This is a genomic window from Treponema sp. SP13, from assembly GCF_050938355.1.
GTDB lineage: Bacteria > Spirochaetota > Spirochaetia > Treponematales > Treponemataceae > Treponema_D > Treponema_D socranskii.
On sequence record NZ_JADOVM010000006.1, the window covers coordinates 108,917 to 121,094 of the forward strand.

9 protein-coding genes are annotated in these 12,178 nt (G+C 51.5%); 6 read left to right on the forward strand and 3 right to left on the reverse strand.

Annotation, left to right across the window (positions count from 1 at the left end):
• Nucleotides 1–256: 256 nt before the first annotated feature.
• Complete coding sequence (locus IZU26_RS11390; RefSeq protein WP_433279133.1) at nucleotides 257–1,423, forward strand: ABC transporter substrate-binding protein; 1,167 nt, start codon at nucleotides 257–259, stop codon at nucleotides 1,421–1,423.
• A 130-nt stretch (nucleotides 1,424–1,553) separates the two neighbouring features.
• On the opposite strand, the gene IZU26_RS11395 is transcribed toward IZU26_RS11390, so the two are convergent.
• From IZU26_RS11395 to IZU26_RS11405, 3 genes are all read right to left on the reverse strand, one after another.
• The gene (locus IZU26_RS11395) at nucleotides 1,554–3,083 is read right to left on the reverse strand and encodes a hypothetical protein (RefSeq protein ID WP_433279135.1); all 1,530 of its coding nucleotides are present in this window, start codon (nucleotides 3,081–3,083) and stop codon (nucleotides 1,554–1,556) included.
• 61 nt (nucleotides 3,084–3,144) lie between these two features.
• Nucleotides 3,145–3,972, reverse strand: a complete 828-nt coding sequence (locus tag IZU26_RS11400) for an outer membrane lipoprotein-sorting protein (RefSeq protein ID WP_433279137.1) — start codon at nucleotides 3,970–3,972, stop codon at nucleotides 3,145–3,147.
• A 462-nt stretch (nucleotides 3,973–4,434) separates the two neighbouring features.
• Nucleotides 4,435–7,320 carry an MMPL family transporter gene (locus tag IZU26_RS11405; RefSeq protein WP_433279139.1) on the reverse strand — a complete coding sequence of 962 codons (2,886 nt, stop codon included), beginning with the start codon at nucleotides 7,318–7,320 and terminating at the stop codon, nucleotides 4,435–4,437.
• A gap of 283 nt (nucleotides 7,321–7,603) precedes the next feature.
• On the opposite strand from IZU26_RS11405, the gene IZU26_RS11410 reads away from it, so the two are divergent.
• The 5 genes from IZU26_RS11410 to IZU26_RS11430 all read left to right on the forward strand — a co-directional run bounded on the left by IZU26_RS11410 (nucleotide 7,604) and on the right by IZU26_RS11430 (nucleotide 12,177).
• A complete protein-coding gene (locus IZU26_RS11410) occupies nucleotides 7,604–8,020 on the forward strand; it encodes an ArsR/SmtB family transcription factor (RefSeq protein WP_310823339.1) in 417 nt (138 codons plus the stop codon).
• A gap of 9 nt (nucleotides 8,021–8,029) precedes the next feature.
• Nucleotides 8,030–9,628 carry a 4-alpha-glucanotransferase gene (gene malQ, locus IZU26_RS11415; protein WP_433279141.1) on the forward strand — a complete coding sequence of 533 codons (1,599 nt, stop codon included), beginning with the start codon at nucleotides 8,030–8,032 and terminating at the stop codon, nucleotides 9,626–9,628.
• A 162-nt stretch (nucleotides 9,629–9,790) separates the two neighbouring features.
• The gene (locus IZU26_RS11420) at nucleotides 9,791–10,564 is read left to right on the forward strand and encodes a ComF family protein (RefSeq protein WP_021329887.1); all 774 of its coding nucleotides are present in this window, start codon (nucleotides 9,791–9,793) and stop codon (nucleotides 10,562–10,564) included.
• A gap of 59 nt (nucleotides 10,565–10,623) precedes the next feature.
• Nucleotides 10,624–11,103 carry a chemotaxis protein CheW gene (locus IZU26_RS11425; protein WP_021329879.1) on the forward strand — a complete coding sequence of 160 codons (480 nt, stop codon included), beginning with the start codon at nucleotides 10,624–10,626 and terminating at the stop codon, nucleotides 11,101–11,103.
• A 9-nt stretch (nucleotides 11,104–11,112) separates the two neighbouring features.
• Nucleotides 11,113–12,177, forward strand: coding sequence for a DegT/DnrJ/EryC1/StrS family aminotransferase (locus IZU26_RS11430; RefSeq protein ID WP_433279143.1), 1,065 nt, complete (start codon nucleotides 11,113–11,115; stop codon nucleotides 12,175–12,177).
• Nucleotide 12,178 lies beyond the last annotated feature (1 nt).

Here is a 12,178-nt window from a genome sequence, read left to right on the forward strand (position 1 = left end):
TCGCCGTCGCTTTTTATCTCGAGTTTGCTTGGATGTTTGCAGAAGACGTGTATACGTGTCGTTTCGATAAAAATTGTATGAATACGATACGCTTTATTTTGCAAACTCGACTATTGAACGTGTGCGCGCACGCGCACGGCTAAAAACTTTTTCGGAAATTGATTCGAAGTCCGCGAAAGCGGACACGTAGAATCAGTTCTTTGCAGAACGAGCCGAAGGCTCTAATTTCCTGCAAAAGTTTTTATAGGAGTATATGATGAAAAAGATTGCGGTAGCGGTGCTGTTGGCGGCGATGTTTTCGTCCGCATTTTCGATGGGACAAACCGAAACGAAATCGAACAGCCAAGAAGCGAAGTGGGCGAAGGACAACGGACTCGACAAAGACGAAAGCGTCGACGAGCTCTATCAAAAAGCGAAAGCGGAAGGCGCTCTCGTTATCTATACGATTTCGAGCCGTACGCAAAAAGTCGCAAATGCTTTTAAAGAAGCGTATCCCGGCATCAACGTGGAAGTCTACGATATTTCTTCCGGCACGTTGAAAGAAAAATTCGCAACCGAATATAAATCGGGCATCCGCACGGTGGATATTTTGCATTCGAAAGAGCAGGTCGGCGAATACACGTATGAAATGTTTTCCGAAGGCATGCTGCATAACTATCAGCCTGCATCGATTTTCAAAAACGTTCCGGCTTCTTATATGACGCTCACTCCGCTCATGCTCGAACTCAATCTGTGGTTTTACAATACCGAAGTGTATAAGACGTGCCCGATCACCTCGTGGTGGGATTTTACGAAGCCCGAATGGAAGGGACGCGTCGTATTTCAGGACGCGGCGAGCAACGACGCTTACTGCGCCCCGCTTACGGCTATGGTGCAGCACGCGGACGAAATGGCTGCCGATTACGAAAAAGTGTTCGGTAAAAAAATTCAGCTTGCAAAAGACGAGCCGAACGCGGGATATGCTTTTATCAAGCGCTTTCTCGCAAACTCGCCGATCATCGCAAAGGGTTCCGATGAAGTTATCGAACTCGTCGGCGCAAAGGGTCAAAAAAATCCGCCGGTCGGCTACGCGTCTTCCGTAAAGCTTCGAAAGCAGCGTGACGGCTACGCGATCAATTACGGTCCGAAGACCATGCACGTGTCGAACGGCATTCCCGCGCTGAACTTTATCGCGATCGCGAACGAATGCAAACATCCGAACGCCGCAAAGCTTTTTATTAAATTTTGGATGGGAGGCGAAGACGGAAAAGGGAAGGGCTATGAGCCGCTCGTTTCCCTCGGTTCGTGGTCGGTGCGCCCCGAAAATCCGTCGGCAAAGGGAAACATTCCGCTTTCCGACATTCCGCTGTGGGACATCGATTTCGATTATATCTACAACAATATCGAAACCGTCCGCGATTATTGGATCGCTCATAGAAATTAAACTGCGGATCGTGCAAAGATCGCATATCGATTTTTGTGCGCCGCCTGCGTATTTTGCGCGGGGCTGTCCTTTACGAAGTTTTCAATAACTTCCGGGACAGCTCCGGCTTCCTTGTTTGCTATCCTATTTTTTAAAACCTGTATTTCATTCCCAGCTGCACAAAGCTGTTGTGACGGAAGGCGGGGAATTCGCTTTTGTCCGCATCGAACGTGTGGATAAATAAGCCCGACGCGATGATGTCGAAGCTGTCGGCGACGTTCCACCTTATCTGCGGCATGACGATGAGGTCTTCGCGTTCGATACCCCAGATGATGCGCAGTTCCGGTTTGATCTTTTCATGATTCCAGCTGTCGGAAATATTTACGACGATTTTATCGTTCGTGTAGCTCGCGTTCGCGTTGTAGTCGACGTCGTATGCGCCGTTATCGCGCACGCCGCCGTCGTTCAGCACGCAGCTTCCGATCGTTTGCACGTTTACGTTGAGGTTACTGAGCGGCAGATCTTTGTCGAATCCGAACACCCAGCCGATCGAGTGATTGCGAATCGCCGCGTCGCTGCCGGAAAAATCGTTTGTCATCGTGTACGCCGCTTCCGCGCGGAAATTGAATCCGCCGAAGGTTTTCGCTCCTTCCGCGCCGAAGATGTGCAGCCGGTCGTAGTCGACGAATTTATCGCCCTCGGCGGCATTTCCGGTCTTAAGATACGTTTCGACATAGCTTCGCAGCTTTGCAGCATTGACCGACGCTTTTTTGCTGCGCCCCGTATAGTACGAAAGCCCCACATCCCAAGTACCGAGCGTCGCCGTCGCTCTCACTCCCGCCTGTCCGTATTTCAGCCGGTACAGGTTCGGATACAGATTGTTCGAAAGAGAATTTGCGCGCGAAAGCATTTCCGTATATTTTACGGCTTGCAGAGGGGTGGTAATACCGCCAGGAAATGCCGCACCGATGACACCCGCCGCTGCCGCTGTCATACTTGCTTTCAGCGCGCTCATTTCAGCCGGCTGCCACATACCGCTTCCGTAGCGATCGGCGGTCATAAACGGCGCGTAGACGCTTTCGACGCGCAGGCTGTTTACGATGCCGACATCTTTCGGCGCGTTCCACACGAGGCGCACCATCGGTTCGGAAATGCGCCTGTCGATGTAGTCGGGGATGATAAAGTCGGTATAATCGTTTGCGTTGAAGTTGTCGAGCACGTGCAGTTTGTCGCCCTTGCCCCAGACGACTTTCATTTTACCGCCTTCGAGCACGAAGTTTCCGAGATACGCGCGGAGCGTCATTTCGTCGATGATATCGAAGGGGTAGTCGGCGATAACGTCTTTATTAAATGCGAATGTTACGTCGGCTTCCGTTTTACTCCCTTCGTATGCGAGTTCGATCTTTCCTTTCGGTTTGATATACGTATCCCAATCGGAAAACGATTTATTGTCGCCGTCCGAGTTCCTGCTGTCGACGTAATAGCGGAAATCGATTTTCGCTTCGCCTCCGATGCTGAGTCCCGCGCTTTTAGCGCCCTGCGATGCGCCGCCGAAATCGTCGGACACATCGCTTCCGAAATCCGCGTTTCCGAAATCGAGCGCATCCTGCGCGTGCGCAAAATAGGGCAGTATAAAACACAGTGCACCGATCAGCGCCGCAATGGCTTTTGTCTTTTTCATATCCGTGTCCCCTTTGTTTAATTATTAATAATTTTTACCGTTGCCGATTTCACTGCAGCCTTTATTTGCCCGTGTTGAGAAAGCTCTGAGTAAATACGCGGTCGGGGATCGGCTTATCGAGGACGATGTTGTCAAGCGCGTTTCCGTTTGCGTCTTTCCGCTGCGTGATCGCGATGCGCGTCGAGTGACCCGTCTGCACGTTTTTGAGCACGTTCGACATGGGGATATTGTAGCCGCCGATGTTTTTAAGCTTTTCTACGGTGAGCACTTTTAAAAGCGAGCCGTCTTTTTTATCGTACATTTCCGCGTACACCGGAACGTAGGTCGCTTTATCGATCCATTGGATGCGGTATTTGTACTGCGCTTTCGACGCGTTTACCGGAGTCGATTTGACGACGTAGCAGCCAAAGCCGTTTTTTTGCTCTTCTTTCAGCAGTTCGTGCGTGTCGTCGTCGAGTTCGCGTGTCGACATATCGTCGTAGGTTGCATCCGTTCCGGTAAACGATTTATCGCCTTCGCTCGAATTGACGCGGCGCGTATTGCGGAGCGCCGGAAGGTAGATCCATTTGTCGTCGTCGGCGTTTTTCTTTTCCATTTGGAGAAAGCGCGTATTGATATTGCCCTTGTTCGTGCTGTTTTTGAAAATGATGACGACGTCCGACGTGTCCGTCTGTGCGTTGTGCCGCCCGTATTCTTCGATTTCGCGGCTTTCTTCGATCGAACCGTTTTTTGCAATCAAATCCATTTTAATAAGGGAATGATTGTAAGCGGGCTTTTTTACGTTGAGCACCTTTTCGATGACAGCGCGCCCGTCTTCGGCAAATGCCGCTCCCGCTGCGGCGAAAGCCGCCGCCGCAAAAGTGATTTTAATAAGCGATGCTTTTTTCATAATATCTCCTATAAAAACTTTTGCAGGAAATATCAATTTCCGAAAAAGTTTTTAGTCGTGCGCGTACGCGCACACGTTTAATAATCGAGTTTGCGAAAATATACTGTATCGTATTCATTCGATTTCCATCAAAACGATGCGTGTACCTATCTTCCGCAAACATCCGCGCAAACTCGAGATCCGAAGCGGCGGCGATATTTCAGACGGCGCTTCGGATCGTCCTCCTATAAAAACTTTTGCAGGAAATATCAATTTCCGAAAAAGTTTTTAGTCGTGCGCGTACGCGCACACGTTTAATAATCGAGTTTGCGAAAATATACTGCATCGTATTCATTCGATTTTCATCAAAACGATGCGTGTACCTATCTTCCGCAAACATCCGCGCAAACTCGAGATCCGAAGCGGCGGCGATATTTCAGACGGCGCTTCGAATCGTCCTACTGATAAAAACTTTCGTATTTCCTATTCCGTGTCGTTTTCGCCGATATCGCGTTCGACCTCCTTTTTCGCTCGTATGAATTTCGGATCGTAGGCGACGAGGAAGCCCGGAATAATCGTCATCGCGAGCGCCGAACTTGTGAACATGACGATCGCGACGAGGATGCCGATAAAGCGGAGCACGACGAATTGCGAAAAATAGAGCACGAGAAAGCCGAGTCCGACGGCGAGCGCGTTCGTGATGATACCGATGCCGCTTTTTCTGAACGTCCGCTTTGCCGCGTTTTTTCCGTCGCGCGTGAGCGAACGTTCGGCGCGGTACGTTTCGAGAAAGTGAATCGTATAGTCGATGCCGACACCTATCGCAACCGACGCGAGAATGCTCGTCACGAGGTCGAGCTTGATTCCGGAAAATCCCATGACCATGTAGTTGAGCAAAATGGTAAACGCGAGCGGTACGGTACCGAGCAGTCCCGCCCAACCGGAGCGGAACGAAACGGCGATGACGATGAACACGCAGATGAGCGAAAAGAGCAGCGATTTGAGCTGGCTCGAAATGACCATATCGGTCATCGTCGCTTCCATTTCTCCCGGCCCGGTGAATTCGACCGTATAGCCTTCGGGAAAATGCTTTTGCGCATAGTCGCTCGCCGTATCGATAAAGTGCGTGATGTCATCCGTACTGTGCGAGCGGAATTGCATTTGTGTGCGCAAAACCGACGGCTGGAGCTGGTTATTTGCAAAGCGGTCGAGCGAACCCGAAAAGAGGAGCAGATACTGCGACACGAGATCCGAAAGCGCTTCGCGGTTTGCCGCGGGATATTTTTTTACGTCGTCGGGGATTTCGTAATAATCGATTCCGTTGTAATTGAATTTCTTTTCGAGGGCGGACACGATTTTTTCGACGGTCGCATGCTGCCCGCCGGCTTCTACATACGCTGCAGAAAGCATATCGAGCATATCCCGTACCGACATCTTTCCGGAAAGTTTTCGCGCATATTCTATATTCGGATCGATAAAATCGACCGGTGCTTCCGTTTCGGGTGCTGAAGAAGAACCGAAATCTCCTCCGAAATCGCTTGCGGCAAAGTCGTTTCCGAAATCGTTCGAACCGAAGTCGCTTGAACCGAAGTCGCTGCCGAAATCTCCGCTTCCGAAGCCGTCATCGGCGATCAGGGATGCGCTTTCGTCGGAAACGTTTTCCGCCGCCGGAACGTGCATGACTTGATTCATGCGTTTTATAAACGTCGTAAACGAAACGATTTTTCCGACGCTGTCGAAGTTGTCGAGCAGATAGGTTTGCATGTCGTCGAGCGGTTTTAATATTTCCGGTTTTGTCATGCTTCCCGCAACGTACACGCGCTTTCCGTCTTCGTCGAGCACGTCGTTTCCGTTTTCGTCTTTTTGTACCGGTCCTTTGACGATCATGTATACGGTATTTGTGCCGGCAAAACGCTCGTCGACGTAGTAGACGTCCTGTCGCAGTTTCGACATATACGGAAAATAGCTGATGAGCGCGGTATCGATGTGCAGGCGTGAAAGACCGACCGCGGAAAACAGCACGATGAGCGTACAGAACAGATATATGCGCGGCTTCGAACCGCAAAAAAAGCTGTAGATACCGTACAGCGTTTCGCTTGAGCGGTGCGATCCCGTCCGCTTCGCTTCGATTTTCGCTTTGACTTTTGCTTCCGCTTGTGCAAAGCGCTTCGAGCGGTAGCCGACCTTTTCCGGATTTTTTATCATGAGCAGCGCGGGGATAAACGTCGTTGCAAGGATCAATGAAAAGGCGATGCCGAGTGCGGTGAATATCGCAAAGCTGTGGAGCGGCCCGATGGGGCTTGTGACGAGCGAAATAAAGCCGATTGCCGTCGTGAGCGCCGCAAGGAACACCGCAACGAACACGTCTTTGAGGCTTTCGATGATGAGCGCTTTGTGTATCTCTTTTGTGAGCGTACCTCCTTTTTCGAGCGCATCGTCGAGAGCTACGTAGTAGTGCGTGAGCACGTGGATACCGTATGCCGACCCGCACGCGATGAGCGCGACGGGGATAATGCTCGTGACGATCGTAAACGTAAAGCCCAATGCCGCCATCGTGCCGCACGTCCATATCGTCGCCATGAGTACGGCGATGAGCGGGAGCAGCGTTCCGTCGAGCGTTTTAAAGCTTAAAAACAGCGTGATCAATACGACGACGACGACGAGGGGAATGAGATTTTTCAAATCGCGCAGCATGAATTTTCTCGAGCTTTCGGTGAGGACGGGATCTCCGTAATAGATGACGTTGAGGTTCGTGTGTTCCGTCGCTTTACCTACGATGTCGCGGATCGCATTGAGCGTCCGCTGCCTCACGGCTTCGTCCGATTCGTGTACTTCATTCGGATCGGGATGGTTGTTCGATTTTAAGATGATCTGCATTTGAGCCGCACGCCCGTCGTCGGAGAGGATGACGCGGCGGTACATATCGTCCCAATCGTTTATGTTTCGCTTTACCGTTTCCGCCTGCTCGTCGGTGAGTGGCGGCAAAAGCCCGTTTTCGCGTTCGACGCCGATAAGGTTTCCCGCAATGAGCGCGTCATCTTTTCCGTAGATAAAGTCGATGTTCGTGAGCGAGTCGACGCTTTCCACGTTTTCAAGCGCTTCGATTTCGGTCGTGATACGGTCGATAATTGCGATGTTTTCCGGCGTGACGATGGAATCTCCGTCCGTTTCGAGCGAAACGCCGATGACGACGGTACTGCCGAACATATCTTCCGTATCGATGAGACGCGTGTAGGATGCGTGCTTGTGCGGGAAAAATTGTCTGACCGAATTGTCGAGCTTTATGTTTTTGAGCTGAATGCCGAGTATGCCCGTGACGGCAAGGCAGGCGATGATGATGATTCGCGGGTGCTTAAAAAATCGCTGCATGGAGCCTCCTTGTGTTTATCTATGAGTTCTTTCGTTTAAGTTCTTAAACACATAAACAAATACTAATAAAGCCGCTTTGAAAAGTCAATAGGGTGCGGCAAAAAAGACGGATTAAAACGGGGCGTTGAAAAAACGATTCGATTTTTGAGACGGATCTTTTTCTGTTGACAAAGCGTGCCGATAGATATATACTGTATCATATACTTAAACGAATAAACGTTTAAACTAATAATTGATAAATCGATTGAAATGCGTTTTTTGCAATCGAATAAAGCCGGTCGCTATGGTTAAAAATTTTCGTACTGAAGTTCAGCGGATTTGGAAAAAATTTCTCGTGTGTAAGCCGTATTTTACCGCGCTCGGAGATGAAATGAGGCAGCGCATCGTTCTCATCCTCGCGGAAGCGGGGCTCGACGGTATGGATGTGGCGGCGATCACCGCAAAGACGCATCTTTCCCGTCCGGCAATCTCTCATCACTTGAAGATACTTAAAGACACGGGTATCATCACGAGCCATAAAAAGGGAACGAGCGTCTATTATTTTATCTATATACAAAATACGCTCGACAAGCTGGAAGATCTGCTCACATCCATCGAAAAGCTCGTTTCCGGCATCGACATGAAATCGATAAAGGAAAAGGCTCCATGGATGATCGCCCGCGACGATTATCTGCTTGCGGATGAAGTGCAAAAAAAGTAAAATCAAGGCATGACATTTACACGAAAAAGCGGCATCCTGCTGCATCCGACATCCCTTTCGGGAAGTCCCGGTATCGGAACGCTCGGAAAGAGCGCATATCGTTTTGCGGATTGGCTGCATCGCTCGAACCAAAAGCTGTGGCAGATACTGCCGCTCGGACCGACCGGTTACGGCGATTCTCCGTACGCATCGTTTTCAACCTTTGCGGGAAATCCGCTCCTCGTCGATTTTGAACTGCTTGTCGAAAGAGGCTGGGCGTGTACGGACGATACGGTTCCGCCCGATTATATACGCTCCGACGGGCCGGTCGATTTCGGCTCGGTCGTTTGGTGGAAGCTCCCTGCGCTTTCGAAATGCGCTCTTTATTTTTTGTCGCACGCAAACGACGCCGACCGAGATGCTTTCGCATCTTTTAAAAACGACAACGAAGCGTGGCTCGACACTTACGCCGTCTTTATGAGCGTAAAAAACTTTTTCGAGGAAAAAGCGAAAATGCAAGGTGGAAATTCGGACGGCGCGAATGCGATGTGGAACAACTCGTGGCCGAAAGAGCTTGCATCCTGCGGGCCGCAAGCGGTCGAGCAGTGGAAAGATGAACACGCGGAAAAAATCGAAATTATTAAAGCGATACAGTTTTTCTTTGCAGTGCAGTGGGGCGACTTGAAGCGCTATGCCAATTCCCTCGGCATCGACATCATCGGCGATATTCCGATCTTTGTCGCCCCCGATTCGGCGGACGTGTGGGCGAATCAAAAACTGTTTCAGCTCGACGAAAACGGCATTCCGACGCGGGTAGCGGGAGTGCCGCCCGATTATTTTTCGGCGACGGGGCAGCTGTGGGGAAACCCGCTTTACGATTGGGATGCGATGAAAAAGGACGGATACGCGTGGTGGATTTCGCGCATCCGCCGCATGCTCTCTCTCGTCGACTGCATCCGCATCGATCACTTCCGCGGCTTCGAATCTTATTGGTCGGTTCCGTACGGAGAGGAGACCGCCGTAAAGGGTATGTGGGTGAAATGCCCCGGCGCGGATTTTTTTGCCGCCGTCAAAGCATCTCTCGGCGATATCCCTATCATTGCGGAAGACTTGGGCGTCATTACCGACGAAGTGCGCGCGCTCCGCGATGCGTGCGGTTTTCCCGGCATGAAAGTGCTCGAGTTCGCTTTCGATCCCGAAGAAGCCGGACGCGGAGGCATGACGAACGCTTTTTTGCCGCACGAATACGAAAGTACGCGCTGCGTCGTCTATACCGGTACGCACGACAACGATACGCTGCAGGGCTGGCTCCTCCGAGAAGGCGGCGATGTCGTGCGCTGTGTTGCCGAATACCTGTGCGGAAAGCCGCTTTCGGATAAAGACGCTCGGACAATGGTCACAAGCGGCGAATTGTGCGGAAAACTCGTAAGGGAAGCGTTCGCGTCGATCGCTTCGTACGCCGTCATCCCGCTGCAGGATGTTCTCGCTCTTGACAACGGCGCGCGTATGAATACGCCGTCGACGACGGGCGGAAATTGGATGTGGCGTATGGATGAGAATGCGCTCTCCGACAAAGCGGCCGCCTCTCTTGCGTTTTTAAGCAAGTTCTACGGAAGAAACGGGGAATAACGTACGCCCGCCTGGAGTGACTCGGCGACCGGAGCGAAGCGAGGACGCAGAGCGTGAGCGAATCACGGAAGGCGGGATAGCAAACCGGTTTCGTCCGAATAGTTTCGTCCGAATAATTAAAAAAACCGCGTAAAAATGCAAAGTGTGCGCGATATATAAGGCGTGAAACGCTTCGTTTTTGCATTGAAAGAAAGGGCAGTGTACGCCATGCGCTTAGCCCTGTCCTTTGTTGCCGGCGGAAACGCTTGTGCGGTCTGCGGAGGGCAGGCGGGAGTGATTCCTCTGTGCGGCGAGTGCGAAAAGCGGTGTTTTGCGAAGCCTCCTTGCGGAGGGGGAGAGCGGTGTTCGGTGTGCGGTAAAACGCTCATATCCGAGCGCGGCGTATGTATGCGCTGCAGGCGGGAGCGTCTTTTGGTACATACGGATGCCGTTTTCCCCCTCTATTCGTATCGTTTGTGGAACAGCGTGCTTTTGTTCCGCTGGAAAATACAAGGAGAACGCGCCCTCTCGCCGTTTTTTGCCGCCCGCGCAGCTTCAGCCCTTAAAACTCTGCCGGGTGCGTTTGTCGTCGTTCCGGTACCGCCGCGTCCGGGAAAGATCCGCAAAAAAGGCTGGGATCAGATCGAAGAACTTTGCCGTTTTCTCGAATACAGCTACGGGTATGAAGTATGCCGGATTCTCGAACGCCGTACGACAGGCGAACAAAAGCGGCTCGGACGGGAAGCGAGACTCGAATCGATCGGAAAAATATATGCGTTGAAATCCGAAAAAGCGTTCAAAAGGGAACTCAAGCGTTTCGGCGGCAAGGTGCCGAAAAACATGTGCATCATCGATGATCTTTTTACTACGGGTGTAACGCTTGAAAGCTGCGCCGCCGTTTTAAAATCCGCCGGAGCCGAAAAAGTGTCCGCCGTAACTCTATTTATCGCGGATTGAATGTTGCAAAATGTGCAAATATAGTATATGATGACGAGAACAGTTTTCAAGGAGCGCATATGGCCGGAGAAGATTCCCAATTTCAACTCGTGACGTTTCAGCTCGGTGATGAAATATACGGTGTCGATATCATGGATGTAAAGGAAATCGTAAAAATACAGGATGTGCGTCCCATCCCGAATGCACCGTATTACGTCGAAGGAATTATCAATCTGCGCGGAGAAATCATTCCGATCATCGATCTGCACAAACGCTTTCGGCTGAAATCGCCGCGTGACGAAGATATCGATGCCGATATCGAAGGCGGTTTTATTATCCTCAGTATCGAAAACAATAAAATCGGCATCATCATCGACCGTGTCGCGCGCGTCGTTCCGGTGACGGCCGAAGATATAAAAGAGCCTCCGCAGATGTTCAGCGGTATCGGCTCCGAATATATTCAAGGCGTTATCCGCTCCGACAACGGCACCTACCTCATCATGCTCGACATACACAAACTGTTCAATCCGAAAGAACTGCAAAAGATTGTCGATTTTTAACGGACGGCGATGATTCGAACATACAGCACAACGATCAGACGGAAAGAGATGGACGCCGTGCTTACCTGCATGGTCGACGAAAAGATCGGACCGGGCGAGATGAACGCGCGTTTTATCCAATCGGTCAAAGAATTTTTCAAATGCGACGGTGCCGTTGCCGTGAGAAGTCCGTCCATCGCGCTGAAATACGCGATGAAAGCGCTCGGCGCCGAACGGGGTACGACCGTCATGATTTCCGCTCTTGCCCCTTCGTGGCAGATACTCGCTCTCGAAGATTTCGGCTATACGCCGCTCGTGCTCGACGTCGATGAAGCGACCGCTCTCGTAACGGCGGATATTGTTTCCGAGGGGATCAAAAAAGGCGGACGCATTCTCCTCCTGCACGAAACGAACGGCATTATGCCCGATATGGACGCGATCGTTTCTCTCGGTGTTCCCGTCATAGAAGATATTTCACAGAGCGCGGGTGCAACGATTCCCGCGCCGGAGGGGACGGAGCGTACGCCTGCCGAAGCCGCGCGCGCGAGGGCGGGCTTATACGGCGTGTTTGCCATTTTGAGCCTCGAAGAGCGCGATGTCGTCACCGCAGGCGGGGGAGCTGTCGTCATGGCGGGAAGCAGACGGGATTGGATTCCGCTTAAAAAATACACCGACGAAGCGCCTCTTACGGATTTGCTCCCCGATTTAAATGCCGTCCTTGCGTGGGTCGAACTCCGCGAATTCAATAAAAACGAAGAAAAACGCAAAGAAATCTTTACGCTTTTTCAGCGTGCCTGTATGTCGGGCAGGCATAAAATGCTCGTGCGCGATTTCGACGGCGCGTCGACGATGTGTACGTTTCCGCTCGTCCTTTCGAGCGCGTACAAAGACGTTAAGCAGTATACCGACCGCAAAGGCATCGAAATCGCCCGCGCTTTCGAACATTCGGTTATTGCGCTCCGCGATGAAGCGCTTTCTCCGTCGTGCATCCGCGCGAAATCGCTCAGCCTGCGCTGCGTTTTGTTTCCGCTTTATCCGCGGCTCACGCATGCCGAAACGGCGCAGATCGTCAAAGTGCTCGGCACGCTGCCGTGAG